26 protein-coding genes and 1 pseudogene are annotated in these 24,113 nt (G+C 60.0%); 15 read left to right on the forward strand and 12 right to left on the reverse strand.

What is annotated here, in order from left to right:
* Nucleotides 1-390: 390 nt before the first annotated feature.
* Both CHH27_RS12380 and CHH27_RS12385 read left to right on the forward strand, forming a co-directional pair.
* Nucleotides 391-615, forward strand: coding sequence for a hypothetical protein (locus CHH27_RS12380; protein ID WP_157738898.1), 225 nt, complete (start codon nt 391-393; stop codon nt 613-615).
* Between the two features lie 56 nt (nt 616-671).
* Complete coding sequence (locus CHH27_RS12385) at nt 672-875, forward strand: hypothetical protein (protein WP_094071860.1); 204 nt, start codon at nt 672-674, stop codon at nt 873-875.
* A 74-nt stretch (nt 876-949) separates the two neighbouring features.
* On the opposite strand, the gene CHH27_RS12390 is transcribed toward CHH27_RS12385, so the two are convergent.
* The 4 genes from CHH27_RS12390 to CHH27_RS12405 all read right to left on the reverse strand — a co-directional run bounded on the left by CHH27_RS12390 (nt 950) and on the right by CHH27_RS12405 (nt 3,149).
* Complete coding sequence (locus CHH27_RS12390; protein WP_094071861.1) at nt 950-1,444, reverse strand: hypothetical protein; 495 nt, start codon at nt 1,442-1,444, stop codon at nt 950-952.
* Nucleotides 1,445-1,479: 35 nt separating this feature from the next.
* Nucleotides 1,480-2,139, reverse strand: coding sequence for a L,D-transpeptidase (locus CHH27_RS12395; RefSeq protein WP_198338411.1), 660 nt, complete (start codon nt 2,137-2,139; stop codon nt 1,480-1,482).
* Nucleotides 2,140-2,172: 33 nt separating this feature from the next.
* The gene (locus tag CHH27_RS12400; protein ID WP_094071863.1) at nt 2,173-2,748 is read right to left on the reverse strand and encodes a L,D-transpeptidase; all 576 of its coding nucleotides are present in this window, start codon (nt 2,746-2,748) and stop codon (nt 2,173-2,175) included.
* A 65-nt stretch (nt 2,749-2,813) separates the two neighbouring features.
* A complete protein-coding gene (locus CHH27_RS12405) occupies nt 2,814-3,149 on the reverse strand; it encodes a hypothetical protein (protein WP_094071864.1) in 336 nt (111 codons plus the stop codon).
* A 535-nt stretch (nt 3,150-3,684) separates the two neighbouring features.
* Here CHH27_RS12405 and CHH27_RS12410 point away from each other — a divergent pair.
* From CHH27_RS12410 to CHH27_RS12415, 3 genes are all read left to right on the forward strand, one after another.
* Nucleotides 3,685-4,095 carry a DUF3775 domain-containing protein gene (locus CHH27_RS12410; protein WP_094074707.1) on the forward strand — a complete coding sequence of 137 codons (411 nt, stop codon included), beginning with the start codon at nt 3,685-3,687 and terminating at the stop codon, nt 4,093-4,095.
* Nucleotides 4,096-4,384: 289 nt separating this feature from the next.
* Nucleotides 4,385-4,510 carry a hypothetical protein gene (locus tag CHH27_RS28485; protein WP_256386434.1) on the forward strand — a complete coding sequence of 42 codons (126 nt, stop codon included), beginning with the start codon at nt 4,385-4,387 and terminating at the stop codon, nt 4,508-4,510.
* Nucleotides 4,511-4,594: 84 nt separating this feature from the next.
* On the forward strand, nt 4,595-5,539 hold the full coding sequence (locus tag CHH27_RS12415) for a heparan-alpha-glucosaminide N-acetyltransferase (RefSeq protein ID WP_094071865.1): 945 nt from the start codon (nt 4,595-4,597) through the stop codon (nt 5,537-5,539).
* Between the two features lie 8 nt (nt 5,540-5,547).
* Here CHH27_RS12415 and CHH27_RS27680 read toward each other — a convergent pair whose 3' ends face one another.
* A complete protein-coding gene (locus CHH27_RS27680; protein WP_157738899.1) occupies nt 5,548-5,736 on the reverse strand; it encodes a hypothetical protein in 189 nt (62 codons plus the stop codon).
* Between the two features lie 56 nt (nt 5,737-5,792).
* Nucleotides 5,793-6,707, reverse strand: a complete 915-nt coding sequence (locus CHH27_RS12420; protein ID WP_157738900.1) for a phosphotransferase — start codon at nt 6,705-6,707, stop codon at nt 5,793-5,795.
* 44 nt (nt 6,708-6,751) lie between these two features.
* Here CHH27_RS12420 and CHH27_RS12425 point away from each other — a divergent pair, with 44 nt between their 5' ends.
* Nucleotides 6,752-7,042 (forward strand): SelT/SelW/SelH family protein, encoded by a 291-nt coding sequence (locus CHH27_RS12425; RefSeq protein ID WP_094071867.1) that lies wholly within the window; start codon nt 6,752-6,754, stop codon nt 7,040-7,042.
* Between the two features lie 89 nt (nt 7,043-7,131).
* Nucleotides 7,132-7,878, forward strand: a complete 747-nt coding sequence (locus tag CHH27_RS12430; RefSeq protein ID WP_094071868.1) for an ABC transporter substrate-binding protein — start codon at nt 7,132-7,134, stop codon at nt 7,876-7,878.
* A gap of 50 nt (nt 7,879-7,928) precedes the next feature.
* On the opposite strand, the gene CHH27_RS12435 is transcribed toward CHH27_RS12430, so the two are convergent.
* Nucleotides 7,929-9,161 (reverse strand): alpha/beta fold hydrolase, encoded by a 1,233-nt coding sequence (locus tag CHH27_RS12435; protein WP_157738901.1) that lies wholly within the window; start codon nt 9,159-9,161, stop codon nt 7,929-7,931.
* A gap of 68 nt (nt 9,162-9,229) precedes the next feature.
* On the opposite strand from CHH27_RS12435, the gene CHH27_RS12440 reads away from it, so the two are divergent.
* Nucleotides 9,230-9,727 carry a MarR family winged helix-turn-helix transcriptional regulator gene (locus CHH27_RS12440; RefSeq protein WP_094071870.1) on the forward strand — a complete coding sequence of 166 codons (498 nt, stop codon included), beginning with the start codon at nt 9,230-9,232 and terminating at the stop codon, nt 9,725-9,727.
* Between the two features lie 22 nt (nt 9,728-9,749).
* Here the strand turns inward: CHH27_RS12440 and CHH27_RS12445 are convergent, their stop codons facing one another.
* Both CHH27_RS12445 and CHH27_RS12450 read right to left on the reverse strand, forming a co-directional pair.
* Complete coding sequence (locus CHH27_RS12445) at nt 9,750-10,406, reverse strand: hypothetical protein (RefSeq protein WP_157738902.1); 657 nt, start codon at nt 10,404-10,406, stop codon at nt 9,750-9,752.
* A 2-nt stretch (nt 10,407-10,408) separates the two neighbouring features.
* Entirely contained in the window at nt 10,409-10,702 is a 294-nt protein-coding gene (locus tag CHH27_RS12450; RefSeq protein ID WP_157738903.1) for a hypothetical protein, read from the reverse strand.
* A gap of 276 nt (nt 10,703-10,978) precedes the next feature.
* Between CHH27_RS12450 and CHH27_RS12455 the strand changes: the two genes are divergently transcribed.
* Together CHH27_RS12455 and CHH27_RS12460 are read left to right on the forward strand one after the other, a co-directional pair.
* Nucleotides 10,979-13,495: a methyl-accepting chemotaxis protein gene (locus CHH27_RS12455; protein ID WP_094071873.1), complete on the forward strand. Its 2,517-nt coding sequence runs from the start codon at nt 10,979-10,981 to the stop codon at nt 13,493-13,495.
* 128 nt (nt 13,496-13,623) lie between these two features.
* Nucleotides 13,624-14,481 carry a LysR family transcriptional regulator gene (locus CHH27_RS12460; protein WP_094071874.1) on the forward strand — a complete coding sequence of 286 codons (858 nt, stop codon included), beginning with the start codon at nt 13,624-13,626 and terminating at the stop codon, nt 14,479-14,481.
* A gap of 168 nt (nt 14,482-14,649) precedes the next feature.
* On the opposite strand, the gene CHH27_RS12465 is transcribed toward CHH27_RS12460, so the two are convergent.
* A complete protein-coding gene (locus CHH27_RS12465; RefSeq protein ID WP_094071875.1) occupies nt 14,650-16,224 on the reverse strand; it encodes an ABC transporter substrate-binding protein in 1,575 nt (524 codons plus the stop codon).
* 211 nt (nt 16,225-16,435) lie between these two features.
* On the opposite strand from CHH27_RS12465, the gene betC reads away from it, so the two are divergent.
* Both betC and CHH27_RS12475 read left to right on the forward strand, forming a co-directional pair.
* A complete protein-coding gene (gene betC / locus CHH27_RS12470; RefSeq protein ID WP_208988851.1) occupies nt 16,436-17,953 on the forward strand; it encodes a choline-sulfatase in 1,518 nt (505 codons plus the stop codon).
* Nucleotides 17,954-18,272: 319 nt separating this feature from the next.
* A complete protein-coding gene (locus CHH27_RS12475) occupies nt 18,273-18,935 on the forward strand; it encodes an HNH endonuclease (RefSeq protein ID WP_198338413.1) in 663 nt (220 codons plus the stop codon).
* A 47-nt stretch (nt 18,936-18,982) separates the two neighbouring features.
* Here the strand turns inward: CHH27_RS12475 and CHH27_RS12480 are convergent, their stop codons facing one another.
* Nucleotides 18,983-19,336 (reverse strand): hypothetical protein, encoded by a 354-nt coding sequence (locus CHH27_RS12480; protein ID WP_157738904.1) that lies wholly within the window; start codon nt 19,334-19,336, stop codon nt 18,983-18,985.
* Nucleotides 19,337-19,663: 327 nt separating this feature from the next.
* On the opposite strand from CHH27_RS12480, the pseudogene uvrB reads away from it, so the two are divergent.
* From uvrB to CHH27_RS12495, 3 genes and pseudogenes are all read left to right on the forward strand, one after another.
* Nucleotides 19,664-22,252 (forward strand): annotated as a pseudogene (gene uvrB, locus CHH27_RS12485) (excinuclease ABC subunit UvrB); the annotation flags it as partial.
* Between the two features lie 447 nt (nt 22,253-22,699).
* Nucleotides 22,700-23,074 (forward strand): hypothetical protein, encoded by a 375-nt coding sequence (locus CHH27_RS12490; protein WP_094071877.1) that lies wholly within the window; start codon nt 22,700-22,702, stop codon nt 23,072-23,074.
* Between the two features lie 270 nt (nt 23,075-23,344).
* Nucleotides 23,345-23,632 (forward strand): GIY-YIG nuclease family protein, encoded by a 288-nt coding sequence (locus CHH27_RS12495; RefSeq protein WP_094071878.1) that lies wholly within the window; start codon nt 23,345-23,347, stop codon nt 23,630-23,632.
* Here the strand turns inward: CHH27_RS12495 and CHH27_RS12500 are convergent.
* Nucleotides 23,629-24,099 (reverse strand): hypothetical protein, encoded by a 471-nt coding sequence (locus tag CHH27_RS12500; RefSeq protein WP_094071879.1) that lies wholly within the window; start codon nt 24,097-24,099, stop codon nt 23,629-23,631. The two genes, CHH27_RS12495 and CHH27_RS12500, sit on opposite strands and share 4 nt — an antisense overlap.
* Nucleotides 24,100-24,113 lie beyond the last annotated feature (14 nt).

A 24,113-nucleotide genomic window follows, 5' to 3' on the forward strand; every position in this document is an offset into this window, starting at 1 on the left:
TCTCCCGAAACCAAACTATCCCGCCCAATTCCAAACAAACACTAAAATCAGGCCTTAAAAACGTAGATCATTGTCAATTCCTGCGAGAAAAAACGCGAGAAACTCAAATTATGCTTAAAATGGAGGTTTGAATTTTACTAAAAGTTAACTTTACTGAACCGACCGCGAATAGAAAACGCACCTATCTTTTTCCAAAAACTGATCCGGCAAGGAGCAGCCTTGCAATGCTGACTGTTTGACGACCCTTTGTGACACCCCCTCCCCCACCTGCCAGCTGGTGGCAACTGCCGCAAAATGGTCACGAAATCACTCAGGGCCTGTCAGATTCGAGTCGGTCTGCCAGCACAATTGCGCGCCACATTGAAGCTACCCTAGCTGATGGAGGCCGATATGGTTGACACCGTGATTGAGACAGAACCCCGGACAGCATCCTCAAACGTGTTTCCGCCCGTGGTGTTGTTCGTTCTGGCCGCTGGTGTATTGATGCTGATGTCTGCATGGGAACCACGTCTGGCTCTGCCGCTAGTGGCGTTCTTTGCCATGGCCATCGCGACCCGGTTGCTCGGCAAGCGCCTGTACTACGAACTGTCCGGCAAACAGGAAATCATCGACTGACCCGCCGGTCGGCTGCACCGTCCATCGCCCCGAAAACTGCATTTCAGAAACAAATCATGTCCAACGCTGATACGCCAAACCGCCGGAAGAGCGGATCTCAACAGACCGAAATGAACGCCGCCCGGCCCCTGCTGCAAGCCATCTTTCTGGGTGTTGTGCTGGCGGCAGCCCTTGTTGCAGCCGCTGTCATGGCAAACCCGGACGAGATGGGCGCGCCGCCGCTGCCCGTTCACCAGCAAAACTCGTACAACCAGTACTAAAGCTGGAGACAGTACAAGCCCGCGGAAGACGCCAATCGGTTCCGCGGGTTTGACTATTGCCGAGCGTCCTGGCCCTAGAGCGCGACGAGCTCTTCAAAGGCTGTCTTCAGCTGGTAAGACCCGCGTTGCCCCTGCAAGATGTCCTGAAGCGCGCCCTCCTTGTCGAACAAGAGCAGCGTGACATGCTGCACGCCGTAACTGGTCGCGAAACTTCGCCCCTTTTCGGTTCTGATATTCGCAACCACGTAATCGATCTCCTCACCTTCAAGCATGTCCAATGCCTTGCGGGTCTCCTTCTGGAGCGCCAGGCACATGGAGCATTGTGGATCATGGATCTGCACGATGGTTGCGCGCCCATTCCCGACACGGTCCAGATCATGTTCGTGCATGGTATTCATCACGTTCTGCGCAAAGACGTAGCCGGTGCCACCGAGCAGAACCGTGCCGATCGCGACATTGCGCAACAAGCGCAGCACACCCCGCCGATCCGGCCCCGTCTTTCCGGCCTGAGCAGAGGTCTGAGCGGCACGTTTTGCCTTTCGGTTGCTGTTTTTCCGTTGCTTTTTCATGTCTCACCTGTTTCCAAACAGTTGGATTCTCCGTGTCAGCTCACGACGATCTCGGCGCCCGGGCGGACCCTGTCGTAAAGGTCGATCACGTCCTGGTTCACCAGCCTGACGCAGCCTGATGATACGGCCCGTCCGATCGACGCCGTCTCGGCCGTGCCATGCAGCCGGTAGAGCGTGTCGACCTTGCCCTGGAAGATGTAGAGAGCCCGCGCGCCCAGCGGATTGTCGAGGCCCGGAGCCATGCCACCGTTGCGGGCGCTGAATTGTTCAAGATGCGGTTCACGCGCAATCATCTCGTCCGGCGGCGTCCAGGTTGGCCAGGGCCGTTTCCAGGCAATCCTGGCCCGGCCGGACCATTCGAAACCCTGCCGCCCCAGCCCAACGCCATAGCGCATCGCCGTGCCGCTGGGCTCCACGAGATAGAGGTAGAACTTGCTGGTATCGACAATGACCGTTCCAGGAGCTTCCCCGGTCGGATAGGAAATGCGCTGGCGCCGAAACTCCGGCATCAGCAACGCGGGATCGACGGCGGGAACGGGAAACGGCTCCGAAAGTCTCGGACCGTAGGCCAGTTGAAAGGCCGGGTCTGCCAGAGGGCGAACCGCTTCGGGCAAAGGAGCCTGCCGGTTGGAACAACCGGCCAGCGTCAGTCCGGCCATGCTCAATCCAGCCGCAAGCATCTTGCGGCGTGTCATGACTGTTTTCATCGGGTCTTGTCCGGGCGCCTCTTAAAGAACCACAACCCGGGTTCCAACCGGCACCCGTTCATAGAGGTCGATCACATGATCGTTGATCATGCGGATGCAGCCGTTTGAGACGGACCGGCCAATTGAGGACGGCTGGGTGGTCCCATGGATCCGGTAGTAGGTGTCGCGGCCGTTGCGATAAAGATAGAGCGCTCTGGCACCAAGCGGGTTGTTGACCCCGCCCGGAACCCCATTTGCATAGCGGGCATATTTCTGCGGTTCGCGGCGGATCATGTTCTTCGTCGGTGTCCAGCTCGGCCATTCCGCCTTGCGCTGGACTATGGCGCTGCCCTGGAAAGCCAGTCCGGCTTTTCCGACACCAACGCCATAGCGCCGCGCCCGTCCCCATCGTTCCATGAGGTAGAGAAAATGGTTGCGCGGATCGACCACGATCGTGCCTGGCGCATAGGTCATTGAATAAAAGACGCTTTGCGGCACATAGGCAGGATCGAGCTTGAACGTCTTTTTGAACTTTTCGGTGTGATGGGCCTGAGCGACACCGACTGGTGCTGCAAGCAGCATTGCGCCGCCAAGCAGCAAATCTCTTCGCTTCAACATGGAAGATCTCCTGAATTATCTGGACTGTTGGCCGATGGTGTCGGCCGGAGGACAGGGACAGACGATCAGGAATTGGGGGGGCGTGGCTCCAGGCGGGTCCCGACGGAGCGCCTCCGGATGGGCCTTATCGTGTCAGGAGCTTCGGCTGCATTGAACGCCTCCAGAAACGCGGTGCCGATAACGGCCTTGCAGTCAGAGGATTTGCAGTAGCTCGGAGTGGTATCTGCAGTGCCAGGTTCCTCCGCCGGCTGACTGGCCTCTACGCCGTCAAGGCCCTGGAAACCAGGTTCCTGAAGAAGGACCACACCAGTTTCCGTTTCCGACAACTCGACATTGCCGCGCGCAAAGCTTTGCTGGAAACCGGCAAGCAGAAATCCGACAATGATCAGAATCCGAAACATGGCGGCAGGTTAGCGGTGATTTCCGGCAATACCCAGACACCGTCTTTCACACTCGCGTGAGCAGGTGCGGCCTGCCCCTGGCGCTCCCGCAACTTCATGGAAAGAACCCGGCGCCGAGAGGCGCTGCTAGCAGCCAGAACATGACATACAAAAGCAGAGGCCCGGCTCCACGTGCTTGCGTGAAAGCCGAGCCTCAAGTGCCCGGTCCGCCCCCGGTAAACTGTCCCAACACGTCGCCATCCCCACCCGGAAGTCACGCTGCATGTGAGCAACGGAACTCGTTGTTGATCCCGGTCAAAGACAGGACTGTGTTTGTCGCTCAAGTAAAGCAATGAGGACGTCTGCCCGCAAGACCGACCCGGTCCCCAAGGGCACAGGCGCCATCGATTAACTTGAACCCCGTTCACTTCGGCGAATAACAGGGGATAACCCTGGGGAAAGCCTCTCGGGGACCTGGAAGGGAATTCGCGCCATGACCATTGCCAACAGCCCAAAGTGGATCGATAAAGAAAACTCAGGCTTGTCGGAGGCAGCAATGGACATCAACCTCACACTCTCCGCAGACACGATCCGAATGTTTGCGCAAAAGGCCCGCGCGGCCGCCTCATCCCTTGAAGACAGTTTCGAAGACGGTCACGAAGGGGACGTCGAGTTTGACGCGGACACGCTCGAGGAAGGTCACAATCACGACGGCCTCGCGGAAGAGGAAAACGACGACCTCTCCGACGAGGAGCTGCGCGAGTTGATCGAGGACCTCAATGTGGACGAGGCCGCCGAACTTGTCGCCATCACCTGGATTGGCCGAGGCGACTTCGACGCCGAAGATTTCGACCAGGTCGTTGATGAAGCGCGTGAACGGGCCGTGGGTTCGACGGCCAAGTATCTCCTGGGCATGCCGTTGCTGGCGGACTATATGGAAGCCGGCCTCGACGCACTCGACCTCTGATCGGCGCCGTTTCCTCCCTCGTTTCAACGCCTTCTGCGAGGTCAAGCAGAGCGGGCAAACTTTGCCGCCTCCTCCACAAGTTTGCGCTTTCCTTGGGAAAACCGGTTAGGATTTGATTTACCATCTTTTCGCCGCCGGGCAATTGCCTCACTCTCGCCTGATTGATGGTTGGGACGAGAGCAATCGGCCTGCTGAAATCAGCCCTTTGCTCTCTCAATTTGGAAACGCTCAGCGTCAGGTCACACGATGGCAATCGATTGACTGCTGCTGAAGTTGGGAGTTGAGGGCAATGCTGCAAGACCCGGCAAACCATGATGTCTACGATGCCCATCGTCCGTCACCCTGGCCCTTTGTCGGCGCCATGATCGCCGCCTCTGCGCTGATCACCACACTTGTTGTTGCCTTCAGCGGCTAGCTGTTTCGCGACCCTGATGCAGCCCCTCTGGCAGGCCGACGTCTGCCCGGTCCAGCTGCCCCTTGAAATCAGAGAGATGTGAGAATGCGCGCTCCGCGTCTGGCCGTGATCGATCTTGCGCGCGGGCTCGCTGTCATCGCGATGGTGATCTATCACCTCTCGTGGGATCTCTCCTGGTTCGGATTCGTTCAGTGGCCCGTCGCCCAGGGTTTCGGCTGGCGCCTGTTTGCCGGCTCGATCGCGGGCAGCTTCCTGTTCCTTGCCGGGGTTAGTCTGGATCTCGCGCATCATGAGGCCATTCGCTGGCGGGCGTTCTGGCGCCGCCTGGCAACGATTGCAGCAGCCGCGGCGGCTGTGTCACTTGTGACCTATTTCGCGTTCGCCGACAGTTTCGTCCGCTTCGGCATCCTGCACAGCATTGCCGCCGCCAGCCTGATCGCTCTGCCTTTTGCCCGCCTGCCCTCCTGGACGGTCCCAGCGGCTGCGCTGTTCTTCCTGACGCTGCCGCTCTGGGCCACATCTTCCGTCTTCGACGGACCGCTCTGGTTTTGGACCGGGCTGGGCAAGACGGGTTTTGCCAGCGTCGACTATGTCCCGGTTGCCCCCTGGACGGGGGTGACACTCGCCGGTCTTTCCCTGTCGAAGGGTTTTCGAAAACTCGGCGTCTGGCAAAAATTGTCGGTCCTTGGTTTTGAAGGTGCCTCTGGCAAGGGGCTTCGCCTGACCGGCCGGCATTCCCTGACCATCTACCTCCTGCACCAGCCGGTTCTTTACGGGCTGGTCTGGAGCGCCGCCCAGGTCACGCCGGAACTTGACCGGGCCGGCAATGCATTTGTCCGCAACTGCACAATCGCCTGCCAGGATACCTATGCTTCCCCCAGCGCCTGCAACTCCGCCTGCACCTGCACAGTCGACAGGCTGAAAACGGACGGTGTCTGGGAGGATCTCAACAAGGATCCCCTGAACCAGTCTCTCCGCCAGCAGATGAACGAGACCTATGCCATCTGCCTCGCGGAGCCCGGAGATTAACCGCGTGATTACCAGGGGAAGGGGCTGAAAGGCGTGCGCAGACATCCCCAATACTCGGACGCCAACCGTGAGGGCTCCAGAAGCCCCAAAGTCTCGAACAGGTCGCGCGAAGCCGGATCGACCCAGACCCCGGCAAGAACAACCGCGCACAGCGCAGCAAAAATCTGCCTGACGTGAATTCGTTCGCCGCTTGCCATTCCCCTACCTCACATTGCCCCAGGCGCTCGATAGCCGGTCTCGAACTGGCCTCGCTTTAATCGAAGTGGCCGAACACCCGCTTCACTCGGCAAAGCAACCTGTCGCGCCGCTCCCTTGCGAAGGGAAGAAAAACTGTCTCGTCACGCCCGGCCACCAGCTGCTCGAGAGCCCAGAAAGCCGAGACTGCGTCACACCGGGCCTTCATGACATCAAGTTCCCGCGTCGAAGGACGTAGGTGTCCGGCCCCCTCCGCGCAATAACTCTCCATGAAAACCATTTCCGATCGCTCGCAAAAATCGTGCTCCAGAATGGCATAGGCGAGATCCCAGGCAGGCGGCGCCATGGCGGAAAACTCCCAATCGATCAGCCAGAAACCGTCAGCTGAGAGAAGACAGTTTCCTGGAGAAACATCCCCATGGCTCGGAACCAGCAAGGCCGTCTGTTCGCACTCCTGTGTCTCAAGCGCGGACAACGCCCTGGCCAGGTCTTGCCACTCTGCGGACAGAACACCTTCTTGCGGCAGGCGCGACAATTGCTCCCGATTGACCGCGCCGGGGTCCAGCTCGCCCTTGAAGGGCTCTGCCGATGCGTGCAGTTTTCCCAAGGCGGTACCGAGCCGCTCCGGCAGGGTTGGCGGCGGCGGATCGGCAACCGCAACGGCCCGTGTCAGCAGGATCGCGTCCTCGACATCGCAATAGAGGGGAGGCACAGCGAGGCACAGCCGGGCAGCAAGGGCCAGATTGTGCGCCTCGGCGACCCGGTCGACCCGGACAGCCTGCTGTTTGAGTGGCAATCGCAGATAAAAAGTCCCCCGCTCCGCCTCAAGGCGAAAAACACGATTGCTCAGCCCCCGGCTGGCTGTGGCCTGAAGTGGCTTGCCACATGTTTCCAGCAGGCCGGGATGAGCCTGGAAGGCAGCGGCGACTTCAGCAGGAACGGCCTCTGGCAAATCGGAAGGAAGCTGTGGCACAAGCGGACCGTATCCGGGATCAAATCGGGAGAACAGCGCACGCCATGGACAACGTACCGTCTCCTCATATCATCATCACCTATTGCCGCCAATGCAACTGGCTGCTGCGATCTGCCTGGATGGCACAGGAAATCCTGTCCACTTTTTCCGAAGAAACAGGCGCTGTAACGCTGGTGCCGGCAACAGGCGGGACATTCACCATCACCTGTGACGGAGCCACCGTCTGGGACCGTCAAGCGGACGGCGGCTTTCCGGAGGCAAAGATCCTGAAGCAGCGGCTGCGTGATCGGCTATGGCCTGAAAAGGATCTTGGGCACAGTGATCGCAAAGACTGAGTTTTTGGACATATTACTTTTCATCAACATATATGAGAGTATAATCATTTCAAATTGACCGCAATCAACGCAATAAAAGAACCAATGCCATGCGGAAAGCCCCATCTACATGCACAGCAATGTCCGCTATTTTTGCCGGAATATTGTGGATCACAGGACTAAACCCAGCATTTTCTTCAGATGAAGCTCAATCAAAAATTGTAATCTATACCGAAGACTACAAACCACTTTATTTTCAGGATGAAAACGGTGGCGTCAAAGGCGAACTCGCGGATCTCGTCCGGGAAATCGCTGACGCGGCCAACGTGACTTATGATCTCCGCACCCGCCCTTTCAAACGCGGTCTCAATGCAGTTCGGAACAACACTGATCATTGTTTCCTGGCGCTCTGGCGCACCACCATGCGCGAACCCAATTTCAAATGGGTCGGCCCCTTGGCAGTGGATGGCTACGGGCTGTTTGCGCTCAAGGGCACCAAAATCACCCTTTCAGAACTTTCCGACAGCTTCGGCTATGCAACCGGCGCCGTCAGCGGCTGGACCAGCACCGTAGAAGTCCAGGATGCCGGACATCCCAATCTGGTGATCGTTTACGAGGACGATCTCAATGTGAACATGCTGAAACAGGGGCACACCCAGCTTTGGCTGGGAGGACTGGTTTCCACACCCTTTGTCGCGCAGCAGCAAGGGCTTGACGTTCAACCGGTCCTGACGATCAAGGAAGTGGATCTTGCCCTTGCCTGCAATCCCGACATCGATCAGGGCGTGGTCGATCGGTTGCAGGCCGCCCTCGACGCACGGCGACCCGCCTCTTCAGCGGATCGCCTGACGCAGTGACGCCTCCCGGCCGTACCTGGCGGATGGGCCGGCTTCCGTTTGCGGCGCCCTTATCGCAACTGGTCCACAACCCAGCTGGCCGCCATTGCCTCGCGCGAGTCCCGTTCCGGACAATGTCCCGGCGTATCGTAAACGACCCGTTTGACATTGCTGCCGCGCGCCAGCATCGCCTCAAGATCTTCCAGCGGGATGACGGGATCGTCATTCGTCACGATCGCAAACATCGGGGTCGCGATCTCAGAACCGTCAAACAGCCCCTGCCGTTTCAGTGAAAGCGTCTCGGCAATGGCAGCAATCTTGTCAAAGCCGGCTGCCGGCTCAAGGCCGAAGCGGGTCCGGACACCGTCCATGGTGAATTGCGGGAAATGGGCATAGACTTCAGGCGGAGCCACCAGCGCGCTGTGCACGGGACCGCACATGAAAATGGCACCAGCCAGATCGAGTTCCGGCCGCGCGAGCCACGCACGGGCGACCGGGTGACCACCGAAACTTGCCCCTTGCAGGAACAGGTTTCTGCCATCGATGTCCGGAAGCGTCCGCAGGTGATTGATGGCAGCGACATGCAGCTTGTCCAGATCCGGCGATGCGCGCCATTCGGCGGACGTGCCCATGCCCGGCAGATCGAGGGACAGCATCGCAATGCCGCGGATGGCAAGCTGTTTTTCGAAGTAGGGTAGCAGCTCCTCCTTGGCGACATCCGAACCCATGGAGACAACCACGGCAGGCACCGGCCCATCGACATCGGGTTTGTGCAGCCAGGCCTTGAAGCTGCGATCTTCAAACGGGATCTCGATTTCTTCAATATTCAGCGGGTGAAGACCGGCAAGTGCCCGGTAGCTGTCCTGCGCGCGCTTCAAGGCGCCGCGCTGCGCCGGGTCATCCGTGTGTGGCGACGAAGCCTGGAGAAAATAGGCCACGGCTGCCCGAAAACGACGCTGCGCTGCTGCCTCGTCACCGGCCACCTCGAGGGCACGTCCTTCCTTGAAAGCCTTTTCGCCCGCAGCACGCCATTCTGCAAGCCAGCTGCCCGCCCCCTGATAATCCGGGGCGTCCGGCGGGGTCCGGCTCTGCCCGGCATCTGCAATCCGGGTCAATACCCCGTCGATTTCGGACGCGACACCACCGACATGCACCCATTTTTCCGGATCTAACGGGTGATACCAGGATCCTTCTTCCGGCGCGCGAAACCGTGTGCCGTCAACCTCCTGCGCCCCAAGCGATACAGCGCCGACAGAAACCATCGCCCCAAGTGCCAGTCCCCAAATCCCAAATCCAAAACGCATCATCACCTCCATTTTGTCAATCATAGTTGACATTTGACAATGTGGTGACGGACTGGGAATTGTCAAGCATGAATGACAGAGCACCGACTCACCCGCCCCGCGCCTCGATCCGCGGCCTTGTCGCCGACCTGTCGGAAGAGCTGGACCGGCGCATGATCGAATTGCGCAAGGGAACGGGCCTTGATGCTGCAAGGCCTGCAGACGCCAATCTCTTCATGATGATCTGCCGAAATCCGCGCACCATTTCCGAACTGGCGCGCGACCGCGGCGTCACCCGCCAGGCCGTGCATGCGGCCGTGGCCCGCCTTGTCGAACTGGGCGCGCTTCGCCTGGAACCGGTGCCGGGCAACAAACGCGACAAACGCCCGGTTCCGACGGAACTGGGCCAGCAGGCGCGTGTGAAGGTTGGCAGCCTGGTGCGTCAGCTGGAAGGGGAACTGGAGGCCAGGCTGGGTTCGGAGGACCTGGAGACCTTGCGCGGCCTGCTCCTGCGCCTCCTGGCACCGGTTTCAGACGAGAATACCTCGACCTTGCAGCCCAAGGACCAGGGGAAGGAAGGCACCTGAGCAGCGCCTTCCTTAAGGGCAATCAGTCAGCCTTGGCAACCAGATAGACAAAGGACACAAGATGCGCCTTGTTGAAGGCGCCGACCTTCTCGAGAACCGCCTGGTTGGCTTCCCGGAAACGATTGCCTGCTTCAGGGCTGTCATAAAAGAGCGTCACCACCTCATCGGGCGTGCGCAGCCCCGATGCCCGATGAACCTCGAGGAAGCTTTCTGTCCTGTAAGGATCCTCGAGCGGGGCAACCCAGTCAGCCAACGCGGCGAGGTCTTTCGACCGTCCGACCGGATCGGAATTGGTGTAGTAGCTGAGTTTCAAAAGATACTCGCGCTGATCAGCCTGTGATCCGCCCGCCGCGTCGAACTCCTGCAGATCTCCCTCCAATAGAAGAAACGGCTGGGCAGTGTCCGGCAGGAAGGTTCCCAGTGCAGTCGACTTCAGCGGGCTCTCAGCACAGCTGAGCACGGCAAACCGGTCGAGCTCCGGCAGATCCAGATTGCCTTGCCGCGCCAGCACTGTCCCCCCACGGCGGATGGAACAGTCGTGGCTGCTCGTCATCGCGCTCAGCGCACTTTTGTCCCCCTTGTAGAGGGCCACGACCCCGATAGGTTCGGCCATTGCCTGCACATTGGCCGCGAACAACAGGCCACCTGCAGCGACGATGCGGTAAATCCCGGACAGCATGGTCATCCCTCCACCTCGATCGACACCTGGTGATCCTTGAACACATCCGTCGGCCTGACATGGGTTTCGGTCTTCAGGGCCTGGATCGCGGCAATCGGTTTTTGCAGCAACACCACCGGATGAGCCGGATGCGGCAGGCTCGGTGCGTTGCCGACGAAGACAGCCGTGAACTGCTTGTCATCCCAGCGATACTCCAGTTCCGCCACCTGGCTGCCTTCATGCACCAGGCCGAGGCGCATGTCGCCCTGCATGGGTTGCGGTATGTCTGCGTGAAGCAAGTTGATCTGATAGGTCATTCGGGTCTCCTGTGTTTCGGATACCCTGTCCTATCGCACCCGTATCGGATCGAAAATTATCCAAAATTGACACTGCATGTCGCAAATTTCATCCAATACTCTCCCCATTTCACAAGGTCCCAATCGCAGTTGCGTCATCGGCATCCTAGCTCCTGGGGCGCTAACGTCTTGGTATTTCTGACTGGGAGCCTTCATTCTTCATTCAGTCTTTCTTTGGCTCTTTTTAAGGGTTTTGCGGCAGAATCGAACCACCTGCAGTTGCCCCGGAGCGCGACCATGACGTTCAAAACGCTTCCTTTCGGGAAGAAGAAGACCAGCGGCGAACCCACCGAGGGGGCCGGTCAGGCTTCCAAACCACGTCTGTTCCTCGACTGGTCGATCAAGACGCAATTGCGCATCGGGTTCGGCGCGCTGCTCCTGTGTACAATCGCTGTCGGCGCAGGCGGCCTTATCGCCGGGTCGCAGGTGAAGTCCTCTGTGACAACGGCAAAAGCCGCCAATGAACTGCTTGGCAGTGTGCCGTATCTGCAAAACCACGCTCAAGCCTTCAGCCTGGATGGCAGCAATGCGGCAGCCGATGCGGTTGAGGCCGAACTGAACTCCATTACCGACGAGAGCCGTCTTCTGGCCAGCGGACGCCCGCAAGCTGCTGCAGACCTGGAAACGGTTGTGGCCGAGTTGAAGGGCGGGTTCACAAAACTTCGCCAGACACGAGCAGACCGGGACGCGGCAGTGTCGGAGCTGGACACGCTGACCTCCTCCATGGTGCAAACCACGGACAACGCCTTCGAGGAATTCAAGAAACTTGCTGCCTACCGCTCGGCTCTGGCCATCACCAACGAAGGCAAGATGAACGACCTGTCCAAGGTCGCGCCGCGCCTCAGTGACATGCGCATTGCCACAATCGTGCTCGCCCAGGAAGCTGAAGCCTTTGCTGCCAATCCGGACAAGGCCCTGGCCAAGGCTCTCGGCGATCGGGTGAAGGATCTCGACAAGGACGCCAAGGCCGTTCGCAGAACCGTGAAAACCAAGGCGATCAAGGACGACGTCAAGAAGCTCACCAAGGGCTCAAAGGCCTATGCCAAGCTTCTGAAAGCTCATATGAAGACTCCGGAGGCCGACGCCTGGAAGACCACCATCCAGCCGGCCACCCAGGAACTGGTCGCTCTGACCGATGGCATCATCATGGCTGCCGAAGAGCCTATCGACGCGTTGAGAAAGGATCTGCGCGATTTCGACAAGGCCTCCGCCGACATTGCTCTGCTCTCCAACTACACCCAAAGCGTCGCCCGCAATGTACTCGGCGTGCGCAGCGCTTATGCCGACTTCCTGAACACCTCGTCCCCGGAGGCATCCGGCTCCTTTGAACGCTATCTGGCGGAAGCGCAGCTGGAACTTGAAAATCTCGAAAAAGTACGGACGGCGGCCGGCAAGAACACCTCCGACAAGGCCTTGACCGATCTCCTCAATGGCCCTTTGAAAATTCTTGTCGCTGCCGGCAATGAAGATCTGCCGAAACTGGGAACATCCTTCGAAACTGTCAGAACAGCGACAACCACGCTGCAGAACAGCCAGCAGGACTTTGCGACGGCGGCCGCGTCCCTGACGGAACAGGCTGAAGCGATCAGCGCTTCATCCGGGGAAACAGCCGTTTCCAGCGCAGCCGCGGCCCAGACCCAGATTTCCCTGACGCTTGCGCTCGCGATCGCTCTCGGTATTGCCTTTGTCATCCTGCTGTCCGTGGCCATCGTGCGCCCGATCCGCAGCCTGACCGAAGCGATGCTGAAACTGAAGGACGGCGACACCGAGCTCGATCTTCCGGCGGCCATTCGCAAGGATGAACTCGGTCAGATGGCCAAGGCTGTCGCCACGTTCAGCGACCGGGAGCGCGAACGCATGCGCCTGGAAGCGGAAACCGCAGCCAGCCAGGAGCAGGTGCGTCGACGCCAGGACACCGTCGATGCCCTGGTCGCCGAATTCCGCCAGGACATCGAGACCGCCCTGGACACCGTCACCGGCAACATGCAGCAGCTCGACAACACGGCAGAACAGCTGTCCGAGATCGCGCGCACGACGACCAGCCGCAGTGAAGATGTCAGCTCCGCTTCCAGCCAGGCCAGCCACAATGTGCAGACCATTGCGGCCGCAACCGAGGAACTGAGCGCGTCGGTCCAGGAAGTCGGCCGCCAGGTCGGCGACACGCTTACCCGCGTCGAGGAAGCCTCCGGCGCCACCAGGACCTCCAACGAGCAGATCCGCGGCCTGTCGGCCTCCGCCGAACGCATCGGTGCCGTGGTCCAGCTGATCCAGGACATCGCCGAACAGACCAACCTGCTGGCGCTCAACGCGACCATCGAAGCCGCCCGGGCCGGTGAAGCCGGAAAAGGCTTCGCCGTCGTGGCTTCTGAAGTGAAATCCCTTGCGGGCCAGACCGCCAAGGCAACCGACGAAATCTCCAGCCAGGTGACCGAAATCCAGCAGGCCACCCACGCTGCCGTTGAGGCGATCAGCGGGATCATGACCATGATGGAGGACGTCAACGAAACCGCGGCTGCCATGGCCAGCTCCGTCGAACAGCAGGCGGAGGCGACTTCCGAGATCTCCAGCGGCGTCTCCCAGGCGGCCGGTCAGACGGCCAGCGTGTCGGAGAACATTGGCGACCTTTCCAGGGGCTCGGGTGAAACCAGCCAGTCGGCCCGGGAAGTCGAGGACATCGCCGGCGCCGCAACCAGCCACCTGGCCGAGGTCACGACACGGATCGACCGGTTCCTGAAAGATGTTGCCGCCGCCTGACCAGTCGGCACAGGTCTCCCAAAAGGCGATAGCCAACAGTGAAGCGGTCCCGGCACCGCTTCATTTCGTTTGAAAAATCATCCATAACATCGGCAACATGTGTGAAATATCATCCAGTTGACCGACCAATGCATTGGGATCATCTGCGCGCCTTTCTGACCTTCCTGCGCGAGGGCTCCGTCCGGCAGGCGGCCAGGCGCCTCAACACCACCCATTCCACTGTCGCCAGGCAGCTCAAGGCACTGGAAGCCGATCTGGGTGGCGCGCTGTTCGAGCCAGGCCCGAAAGGCCGTGCCCTCACGCCGCTCGGTCGCCGCATTCTGCCGCTTGCCGAACGCATGGAACAGGACGCTGCTGCCATCGGACGGGCCGCCTTCGCCGAGGACACAAGCCTGGCCGGTCCGGTCTGCCTGTCTGTTTCTGAAAGCCTTTACCTGAGTGTTCTGGCACCGGTGCTCGACCGGTTCCTGCGCCAATTCCCGATGATCACTCTCGAGTTGGCAATGTCCGATCATCTCTCCAGCCTGTCGCGCCGGGAAGCCGATGTGGTGATCAGGATCACGAAGTCACCGCCAGACAGCGCAATTGGCCGAAAGGTGTCGACCAGCCCGCTTTGCGCCTATGCGGCCCCGGTCTATCTGGAAAACCGGCCCAAGCTCGATCGCTGGATTGCAATCGACTATGAACCCTCGCTCAAGCCAGTCCTGCCGGCCCGCACCGTCGCGACCACCAGCACGCTGCCGTCGGCGGCACGGCTGATGCGCGACGGCCAGGGCATTGGCCTGATCCCCTGCTATTTTGGCGACACCGATCCGGGCCTGGTGCGATTGCCCGGCCACGATCCGGTGCCGGACATGGACATCTGGGTGCTGACCCACGCGGATCTGAAAACCAACCCGCGGGTGCGCGTCCTGATGGACTTTCTCTATGACGCCTTTGGTGAACTCGCCCCGATCCTTGCCGGGACACGACCATCCTCCAGCTGACGGTCCGTGCCGGCTTTTGGTGGAACAGCGGTTGCCGACGGCAGGAAAAAGCCGGCGGGTGGGAGCCGCCGGCCAGTCAGGAAACTCCGAAGAGCAAACACCAAAATTCTGTCCCGGCCGAAGAGAACCTCCGGCCGGTTCCGGCTTATGGTTGCCGTTTGGAGATCATCAGGCGAACCACCAGCGCTCGATGGCGCGGAAGCCGTCAAGCGTCCAGTTGGCGGCCACCTTTTCCGGATGCTGGACCTTGTCGTTATGCGCCATCACATAGCTGGCGAACATCGGAATGATCACGCCGCCATCCGTGCGCACCATGTTCTGCATTTCGGCATACATCTCGGCACGCTTGGTTTCGTCCAGTTCGGACCGGGCGGTGACCAGCAGATCGTTGAAGCGCTCGTTTTCCCAGAACGTGTCGTTCCACGGCGCGCCGGAAGCGTAGGCGACCGAGAACATCCAGTCTTCCGTAGGCCGGCCGCCCCAATAGACCGCGCAGAACGGCTTCTTCATCCAGACATCAGACCAGTAGCCGTCATTGGGTTCGCGCACCGGCTGGATGTCGATACCGCATTTATCGGCGGAACTGGAGAAGAGAACAGCTGCGTCGACGGCGCCACCGAAGGCTGCGTCCGCCGCGGACAGCTGAACCTTGAGCGAATCGACACCGGCCTGTTTCAGGAAGTATTTTGCCTTGTCAGGATCGTAGGTCGTCTGCTCCAGATCCTTTGCATAGAAGCGGTTGGACGGGCTGATCGGATGATCGTTGCCGACCGATCCATAGCCGAACAGGATCTTGTCGACCAGTTCCTGGCGATTGATGGCATGCTTCAGTGCCATGCGCACATTGACGTCATTGAACGGCGCCGCGCGCGTGTCCATGGCAAAAGTGTAATGCTGGGTACCTGTGGTCGACAGGATGCTCACATTCGGCGCTCGCTGGAACAGGGCCACCGTCTTCAGATCCACGCCGTCAATGACGTCGACATTGCCGGTCATCAGCGCAGCCTGGCGCGCGGCCGGGTCGACGATCGCCATCAGCACAATGTCGTCGAAATGGGCCCGGTCGGTCTTCCAGTAGTCCGGATTGCGGGTCAGTTCGGCGATGTAGCCCGGCGTATAGTTCGTCACCTTGTAGGGGCCGCAACCAATAGCACTGGTCGGATCGATCGCCCCGTCCTTGGATGGCAGGATCGGCAGGTGATAGTCGCTGGCGACAAACGGGAAATCGGCATTGCCGGCTTCCAGGGTGAAGACGACATTATCACCATCGACGCTGATGTCCTGGATCGGATCGACAAAAGGTTTGGCAGCCGACGTGCTGTTTTCACCGCGGTGATAGTTGATCGACGCGACCACGTCCTCCGGTCTGACGGTGCCACCGTCATGAAAGGCAACACCCTTGCGGATCTTGAAGGTCCAGGTCTTTGCGTCCGGCGAGGCTTCCCAGCTTTCCGCCACTTCGCCGACCAGCGAGCCGTCTGCGGCGATTTCCACAAGGTAGCCGTTGCGCGCCGTTCCGAAGACCTGAACATAGGCATTGTCCCAGGTGCCCGGATCATAGTTGTCGTTGGTATTGCCATGCGCCATGCCGACGCGGAGTACGCCGCCCTTCTTGGGCTGGGCCGCCGCCGGGCTGACACCGAACTGGCTGGCAAAGGCTGTCGCCCCCAAGGCAGCCGTTCCCTGCAGAATGCTCCGCCGGGACACGCCCGCGCTCAGATCAATTTTCTTGTCTTTGGTCATTCTCCTGTCCCCTGTTCTGGTTCTCGTTCAAGAAAATGCCGATAGGTTTCTATCGTGCACAGAAATTGTCGTTTCTGGTTTGCTTTCTCCCGCGGCCCCTGCCCGACGGGAAGGCGCCTGAAAATCAGTCTATGCCGTTTTTGATTGATCGCTCAATTAAAAAAAAGCTAGACAATCTAACCTGTGGACTTAACGGCAGCGGAGAGACGGCATGGTGAAGCGCAAGAACATCCTGATCCTGATGGTCGACCAGTTGAACGGGACGCTATTTCCCGACGGTCCCGCCGACTTTCTGCACACGCCCAATCTCAAAAAGCTGGCGGAGCGCTCGGTTCGCTTTGAGAACACCTACACGGCATCACCGCTCTGCGCGCCGGGACGCGCAAGCTTCATGTCTGGCCAATTGCCGCGGCGCACCGGTGTCTATGACAATGCCGCCGAGTTTGCGTCCGACATCCCGACCTATGCCCACCACCTGCGCCGGGCCGGTTACACCACCTGCCTCTCCGGCAAGATGCACTTTGTCGGCCCGGACCAGATGCACGGTTTCGAGGAACGGCTCACCACCGACATCTATCCGGCCGATTTCGGCTGGACACCGGACTACCGCAAGCCGGGTGAACGCATCGACTGGTGGTACCACAACATGGGCTCGGTCACCGGTGCCGGTGTCGCGGAGATCTCCAACCAGATGGAGTATGACGACGACGTCGCTTTCCAGGCGGTGCGCAAGATCTACGACTATGGCCGCGGCAAATACGATCGGCCCTTCTGCCTGACCGTCAGCTTCACCCATCCGCACGACCCGTATGTTGCCCGCAAAAAATACTGGGATCTCTACGAGGATTGCGAACACCTGCTGCCGCCGGTGCCGGCCATGGACTATGACGACCACGACCCGCATTCCAGGCGCATCTTCGATGCCAATGACTGGCGCAGCTTCACCATTACCGAAGACAATATCCGCCGCTCGCGCCGGGCCTATTTCGCCAACATCTCCTATCTCGACGACAAGATCGGCGAGATCCTGCACGCGCTGGAGGCCATGCACCTGTCAGAGGACACGACAATCCTGTTCGTCTCCGACCATGGCGACATGCTTGGCGAGCGCGGTCTCTGGTTCAAGATGTCCTTCTTCGAAGGCTCCTCCCGCGTGCCGCTGATGATCGCGGACAAGGACCTGTCTCCGGGTCACATCTCCACGCCGGTCTCCACGCTCGACGTGCTGCCGACGGTCTGTGATCTCGGCGGCATCGACATGAGCGAGATCATGCCTTGGACCGACGGCATGTCGCTGGTGCCGCTGGCAGGTGGCACGGACCGCACCGAGCCGGTCCTGATGGAATATGCCGCCGAGGCCTCCTATGCACCGCTGGTCGGCATCCGCGACGGCGACTGGAAATACGTTCACTGCGAGCTCGACCCGCCCCAGCTTTTCAACCTGGCCGACGACCCGCACGAACTGACCAATCTGGCGGCAGATCCAGCCCATATCGACCTGGCCGGCGAGTTCGCGGCCCGCGTCGAACATCAATGGGACATGGCTGCCTTTGACGGCGAAGTCCGCCAGTCCCAGGCCCGCCGCTGGATCGTCTATGAAGCCCTGCGCAACGGCGCCTATTTCCCCTGGGACTACCAGCCCCTGCAAAAAGCCTCCGAACGCTACATGCGCAACCACATGGACCTGAACGAGGTCGAAGAAGGCCAGCGCTTTCCGAGGGGAGAGTGAGCAGGACTGGTTTCAATCCAACGTTTGACTGACGCATTTTATCGGATAGGTTGAATTCACCTTACAATTCAACAAGCAAATCGATTGATGGCAAACGCGGTTTTCTACCACAAGCCGGACAGCATCTATGATGACGATCCGGCCACGCGGTATCATTTCCCCAGGAGCTACCTGTCGCGCGTGGAGAAAACACTCGGAGATTGGATTGTTTACTACGGTCCGCAAATCGGTCGAAAGAGTCGCTATTATTCCGCCACTGCGCGCGCAACCCACATCGAGCAGGATTCGGTTCAAAAGGACTGCTATTACGTCTTCTTAAATGACTACATCGATTTCGATCAGCCACTCGATTATCGAGAAAACGGCGGCTACGAAAAAAAGCTGCTCAATGGGGACGGGACACCCGAACGCCGGCTATACCCGTCACGCAGTGCGTATGCTTGAGGAAACCGAGTTCAATAGGTTACTGCTTGCCGGCCTCTCCGAAGAAGAGCTCTGGCCAGCGCGCACCGACAATCTGGGCACCCCGGAAGGATTTTCCGAAGGGTCACCAGCACCACTTTTCCAACTGCACGCAGATCGCCCGATCCTGACTCAGATCGTCAACCGCCCCTTTCGAGACGCCAAATTTCGACAGCATATCCGAAAACTCTATGACCGCACCTGCGCCTTTACCGGTCTTCGACTGATCAATGGTGGTGGACGACCCGAGGTCGAAGCTGCCCATATCGTCCCGGTCAAAGAGGGTGGCAATGACTCGGTTCAAAACGGCATCGCCCTGTCGGGAACAGTGCATTGGATGTTTGACAGAGGCTTGCTCAGCTTGTCGGAGGATTTTGACATCCTGCCTTCCAGGCACCTCAATTACGACGTCTCCCATTTGTTGAACAAGGACATGAAAGCCAGCGTTCCGGGAGACCCCTCAAAACGCCCTCACCCGAACTATCTGCAATGGCACAGAGCAAATGTGTTCAAGGCGTAAATCGAGAATTCCTGCCGGTCTTGCGAAGCTTTGAAAAGGGTACCCCGCTAACACCCGTTCACATCCGCCGCACAGTAGAACCCGTCTGTCGAGTTGCCGCAGCAATAGGTGTAGCCGGGCGAGTCGCAGTAATAGTCCGAGGAACCGCAGCGGCCGGCAATCTGCAACAGCGGGGCCCGAGTTGCCGCACCGGGTTGCCAGGCGAAGTCCGGACTGGCAATCTGCGGTGACATGTTGGGAAGCGCATGCACTTCCAGGTCCCGGTGCAGGCTGGCCAGCATAATTCGGGCGGCGCTCAGGTCGGGCGTCTTCGTGTAAGAGGTCGGGTCAGCCAGGGTCGGCGACGACAGGCCGAACGCCAAAACCAGCGCGCTGAGCTTGAGCATAACTTGAGTGTTCATCTTTCGCCTCCTCCGCGCAAGATGTTGATTTTCCGAATGTTCTGAACGCCTTTACTTATAACACATTCGAGCGCCCGCAGACATTCAGCAAACTACGCAGCACGCATAAGTGGAAAGGTGATTTTCGGCGTTCAGAAGGGGAAAACGGAACAGGTCGCTGTCCTGAAACCTGAAGATCGACCGCTGACATCGACCAAGGACATGATGTTCTTGAAAAGCAACTTCCTGACACCCTCATGTCAGGAGACTGACAGGAAGTGCGGCAAAGCGGAACAAAGCCGCAACAGACCCCTTCCCTCGCGCGCGCAACCGGACCATATTGCGCTGATGAGCAAGCGCCCGAAAAATCCTTCTGCCGACGACACCGCCAGCAACGAAACCAGCGGCTTCGGTGAAGCCCCGCAAAAACCGCTGTCAGGAACGCCCCTGAGCGGCTCCATCAGCGACTGGGCTGCCGAGATTTCCGAGGAAGCCGACAAGCCTGCGCCAAAGGCCGCAGCGAAAAAGGCTGCGACCACGAGCGCCAAAAAATCCAAACCGACAAAGTCGTCCCGAGGCACCTCCATCGGCAAGGCCGACAGCGTGCGCGAACGGGCGGCCGGCGGGCTCAATCCCGTGGCCGGGCTCGACATTTCGCTGGAAGAGGCGGAAAAGCTCGAGGCCGAGCTGAAGGAGCACAAGAAGGCCAACAAGAAGAAGGCCAAGGAAAGCAAATTTGGCGAGCTGACCGGCAACCAGGGCGCCACCGCCACGGTCGAGGCCCTGTCCGCGCTGATCGAAAGCGGCAACCCGCTGCACAAGAATGGCGAAGCCTGGATCCCGCACCGTCCGGAGCGTCCGCCGAAATCGGAGGGCGGCGTCGAGATCGTCCTGAAATCCGAGTATGAGCCGCGCGGCGACCAGCCGACCGCCATCGCCGACCTCGTCGAGGGCATGGAAGGTGGCGAGCAGACCCAGGTGCTGCTCGGCGTCACCGGCTCGGGCAAGACCTACACCATGGCCCAGGTGATTTCCCGCACCCAGCGCCCGGCGCTGATCCTGGCGCCGAACAAGACCCTCGCCGCCCAGCTCTATGGCGAGTTCAAGGCCTTCTTTCCGGACAATGCGGTCGAGTATTTCGTGTCCTACTACGACTACTACCAGCCGGAAGCCTATGTGCCGCGCACCGACACCTATATCGAGAAGGAAAGCTCGATCAACGAACAGATCGACCGGATGCGCCACTCCGCCACCCGCGCCCTTCTGGAGCGCGACGACGTCATCATCGTCGCCTCGGTGTCCTGCATCTACGGTATCGGCTCGGTCGAGACCTACACGGCGATGACCTTCGCCATCGAGGTCGGCGAGCGCATGGATCAGCGCCAGCTGATCGCCGATCTGGTGGCCCTGCAATACAAGCGCAACGATGCCGCTTTCCAGCGTGGCACCTTCCGGGTGCGCGGCGACACGATCGAACTCTTTCCGGCCCACTATGAGGACCGCGCCTGGCGCATTTCCATGTTTGGCGACGAGATCGAGGCGATCACCGAATTCGATCCGCTGACGGGCCAGAAATCGGGCGAACTGAAAAGCGTCAAGATCTACGCCAACTCGCACTATGTCACGCCCAAGCCGACGCTGAACCAGGCAACCAAGTCGATCAAGGAAGAGCTGAAGCACCGGCTGGACGAGCTCAACAAGCACGGCCGTCTTCTGGAAGCACAGCGCCTGGAACAGCGCACCATGTTCGATCTGGAGATGCTGGAGGCCACCGGTTCCTGTGCCGGCATCGAGAACTATTCCCGCTATCTCACCGGCCGCAAGCCGGGCGAACCGCCCCCCACGCTGTTCGAATATCTGCCGGACAATGCCATCGTCTTCGCCGACGAAAGCCATGTCACGATTCCGCAGATCGGCGCCATGTACCGGGGCGACTTCCGTCGCAAGGCGACGCTGGCCGAATATGGCTTCCGCCTGCCCTCCTGCATGGACAACCGGCCGCTGCGGTTCGAGGAGTGGAACGCCATGCGGCCGCAATCCATCGCGGTCTCTGCCACACCCGGCTCGTGGGAGCTGGACCAGTCCGGCGGCGTTTTTGCCGAACAGGTGATCCGCCCGACCGGCCTGGTCGACCCGGTCATCGACATCCGCCCGGCCACCAGCCAGGTCGACGATCTCCTGGGCGAGGTGCGCGAGGTCGCCGCCAAGGGCTACCGCACCCTGGTCACCACCCTGACCAAGCGCATGGCCGAGGACCTGACCGAATATCTGCATGAAAACGGCGTGCGCGTGCGCTACATGCATTCCGACATCGACACGCTGGAGCGCATCGAGATCATCCGCGATCTGCGCCTCGGCGCCTTTGACGTTCTGGTCGGCATTAACCTGCTGCGCGAGGGCCTCGACATCCCGGAATGTGCGCTGGTCGCCATTCTGGATGCGGACAAGGAAGGGTTTCTGCGCTCGGAAACCTCGCTGGTCCAGACCATCGGCCGTGCCGCGCGAAATGTCGACGGCAAGGTGATCCTCTATGCCGATCACATGACCGGCTCCATGGAGCGGGCAATCGCCGAGACCGAGCGCCGCCGCGAGAAGCAGCTCGCCTATAACGAAGAACACGGCATCACGCCGGAAAGCGTCAAGCGCAACATCGCCGACATTCTCGACAGCGTCTACGAGCAGGATCACGTCACGGTCGATGCCGGCTTTGCCGAGGAAGGCTCGCTGGTCGGCCACAATCTGGCGGCCCATATCGAGGATCTGGAAAAACAGATGCGCGACGCTGCCGCTGACCTCGACTTCGAGACCGCCGCACGCCTGCGCGACGAGATCAAGCGCCTGCAGGAAACCGAGCTGGCGGTTGCCGACGACGCCATGGCCCGCCAGTCCGACGTCGACAGCAAGACCGGCGGCTATCGCGGCGACCGCAAATTCGGCGCCGGCGGCACCAAGGAAGGCGTCAGCGGCAAGAAGAAACTCACCGCCAGGGACAAGGCCAAGGCCGCCAGAGAGAAAAACGCCCTGCCGAACCCAAGCGCCAAGGTGCGCAAGAACTCCCTCGACGAGATGACGGTAGGGCGGACGGAAGTGCCGCTCGGCTCGGACGATCCGAAACCCGTTGTCCGGGGCAAGATCGGGGCGGGGTCCTATGAGGATCCGGCGGAAGAGAAGCGGCGGCGTGGCCGGCCGAAGAAGAGCGGGCGGCCGGGGCAGTAGGGAACCGGCACTGAACAAGTGTGGTTCGGGACACTAATCCCGGTAGTCCCCTTGAATTTGCTCAGGCCGCGCGTTTCTCAGAAAGGGCCGCCAGCCGGCACGCAGCCACCTCTTTGCAGCCCCTGCTTTGCAGGCTAACCTTTTCCAAAAGCATGCAAGGGGGAAGTCATGCGTGCCATCCTGGCCATTCTGGGTGCCGTCGTCGGGGCGGTCGTCGGTTATATCGGCGCGTTTTTCACCGCCTACCCGATCTTCGTCGCCATCGAAGGCAGCGACATGAATGGCGGCATTGCCATGGGCGTCGCGGTCACCGTCGGGCCGCTGATGGCGATCGTCATGGCAATCCTCTTCCTGTTTCTGGTGCTGAAGCTGGTCAAGCCGAAGCCCCGGCCGGAACCGGTGATCGATCCGAACGAGGACCCGGACGAGAAATTCTTCCGCCCGCCGCCCGGCAAGGGCCCCGGCCCGGACACCCAGACGCTGGTCGCCGTCGGGGTGGTCATCTTGATGATCGTGCTCGGGGTGAACTGGCTCTGGGGGTGAGCAAACGTCCTCCATTCGCCACCGTCATTCCGGAAAAGCGCAGCAAAGCTGTGCGCCGATCCGGAACCCAGCGTGTCAGCGTGAGCGCAGCGAACTCAAGCGCCGGAAGCAACGCAGCAAAGAATATAGCCGCGCCCAAGGCGCGAAAGATTTCTGGGTCCCGGATCTGGCCATGCAGCTTCGTTGCAGAACGTCCGGAATGACGATGGAGGGGTTCGAAAATTACCCTTATAGATTGCGCGATGAAGGAAACCACACCACAATCGTGCCATGACCACCCATGTCTACATTCTCGCATCCGCCCGAAACGGAACGCTCTATATCGGGGTGACAACAGACCTTTCGCGGCGTCTGTTTGAATATCAGAACGGCCTGATCGGAGGGTTCACCAGCACCTATAACGTCAAGCGTCTTGTCTACGCAGAAGAGCACGACCGCATTGACGACGCGATTGTCCGGGAGAAGCAGCTGAAGTCCTGGAAACGTGCCTGGAAAATGGCATTGATTGAAAAGAGCAACCCGGAATGGCTGGATCTGACGGCAACCGGTTTTGGTTAGTCGGCGTTCGCTTCGCTCACACTTATGTCTGGGTTCCGGATCACGCGTTGGCGCTCTCGCGCCACGCTGTCCGGAATGACGATGGTGAGTTTGTTTGCACCCCTCTCCACTGTCATTCCGGACAAGCGCAGCAAAGCTGTGCGCCGATCCGGAACCCAGCATGTCAGCGTGAGCGCAGCGAACTCATAAACGACGGGCGAAACAGCATTGAACAAAGACGCGCCAAGGGCGCGAAGGATGTCTGGGTTCCGGATCTCGACATGCGACTGCGTTGCAGACCGTCCGGAATGACGATGGTTGGTTTGTTTGCCCCCCTCTCCGCCGTCATTCCGGACAGCGTGGCGCTTATGCGCCATCGTGTGATCCGGAACCCAGTGTTTCAGCGCGAGCACAGCCCGCTCATTTTCAATTCCGTACCAACACAAAAGCCGCCCGGTCGTCTCCAACCAGGCGGCTTCGTCACTCAAACGCGAAAGACCCT

Origin of the sequence: Labrenzia sp. VG12 (assembly GCF_002237595.1) — a bacterium.
Classification (GTDB): domain Bacteria; phylum Pseudomonadota; class Alphaproteobacteria; order Rhizobiales; family Stappiaceae; genus Roseibium.

Bases quoted from the DNA above. Each gene is read 5' to 3' on its own strand.
- CHH27_RS12380 (WP_157738898.1), top strand. From the start codon at position 391: ATGGTTGACACCGTGATTGAGACAGAACCCCGGACAGCATCCTCAAAC.
- CHH27_RS12385 (WP_094071860.1), top strand. From the start codon at position 672: ATGTCCAACGCTGATACGCCAAACCGCCGGAAGAGCGGATCTCAACAG.
- CHH27_RS12390 (WP_094071861.1), bottom strand. From the start codon at position 1,444: ATGAAAAAGCAACGGAAAAACAGCAACCGAAAGGCAAAACGTGCCGCT.
- CHH27_RS12395 (WP_198338411.1), bottom strand. From the start codon at position 2,139: ATGACACGCCGCAAGATGCTTGCGGCTGGATTGAGCATGGCCGGACTG.
- CHH27_RS12400 (WP_094071863.1), bottom strand. From the start codon at position 2,748: ATGTTGAAGCGAAGAGATTTGCTGCTTGGCGGCGCAATGCTGCTTGCA.
- CHH27_RS12405 (WP_094071864.1), bottom strand. From the start codon at position 3,149: ATGTTTCGGATTCTGATCATTGTCGGATTTCTGCTTGCCGGTTTCCAG.
- CHH27_RS12410 (WP_094074707.1), top strand. From the start codon at position 3,685: ATGGACATCAACCTCACACTCTCCGCAGACACGATCCGAATGTTTGCG.
- CHH27_RS28485 (WP_256386434.1), top strand. From the start codon at position 4,385: ATGCTGCAAGACCCGGCAAACCATGATGTCTACGATGCCCATCGTCCG.
- CHH27_RS12415 (WP_094071865.1), top strand. From the start codon at position 4,595: ATGCGCGCTCCGCGTCTGGCCGTGATCGATCTTGCGCGCGGGCTCGCT.
- CHH27_RS27680 (WP_157738899.1), bottom strand. From the start codon at position 5,736: ATGGCAAGCGGCGAACGAATTCACGTCAGGCAGATTTTTGCTGCGCTG.
- CHH27_RS12425 (WP_094071867.1), top strand. From the start codon at position 6,752: ATGGACAACGTACCGTCTCCTCATATCATCATCACCTATTGCCGCCAA.
- CHH27_RS12430 (WP_094071868.1), top strand. From the start codon at position 7,132: ATGCGGAAAGCCCCATCTACATGCACAGCAATGTCCGCTATTTTTGCC.
- CHH27_RS12435 (WP_157738901.1), bottom strand. From the start codon at position 9,161: ATGCGTTTTGGATTTGGGATTTGGGGACTGGCACTTGGGGCGATGGTT.
- CHH27_RS12440 (WP_094071870.1), top strand. From the start codon at position 9,230: ATGAATGACAGAGCACCGACTCACCCGCCCCGCGCCTCGATCCGCGGC.
- CHH27_RS12445 (WP_157738902.1), bottom strand. From the start codon at position 10,406: ATGCTGTCCGGGATTTACCGCATCGTCGCTGCAGGTGGCCTGTTGTTC.
- CHH27_RS12450 (WP_157738903.1), bottom strand. From the start codon at position 10,702: ATGACCTATCAGATCAACTTGCTTCACGCAGACATACCGCAACCCATG.
- CHH27_RS12455 (WP_094071873.1), top strand. From the start codon at position 10,979: ATGACGTTCAAAACGCTTCCTTTCGGGAAGAAGAAGACCAGCGGCGAA.
- CHH27_RS12460 (WP_094071874.1), top strand. From the start codon at position 13,624: ATGCATTGGGATCATCTGCGCGCCTTTCTGACCTTCCTGCGCGAGGGC.
- CHH27_RS12465 (WP_094071875.1), bottom strand. From the start codon at position 16,224: ATGACCAAAGACAAGAAAATTGATCTGAGCGCGGGCGTGTCCCGGCGG.
- betC (WP_208988851.1), top strand. From the start codon at position 16,436: ATGGTGAAGCGCAAGAACATCCTGATCCTGATGGTCGACCAGTTGAAC.
- CHH27_RS12475 (WP_198338413.1), top strand. From the start codon at position 18,273: ATGACTACATCGATTTCGATCAGCCACTCGATTATCGAGAAAACGGCG.
- CHH27_RS12480 (WP_157738904.1), bottom strand. From the start codon at position 19,336: ATGAACACTCAAGTTATGCTCAAGCTCAGCGCGCTGGTTTTGGCGTTC.
- CHH27_RS12490 (WP_094071877.1), top strand. From the start codon at position 22,700: ATGCGTGCCATCCTGGCCATTCTGGGTGCCGTCGTCGGGGCGGTCGTC.
- CHH27_RS12495 (WP_094071878.1), top strand. From the start codon at position 23,345: ATGACCACCCATGTCTACATTCTCGCATCCGCCCGAAACGGAACGCTC.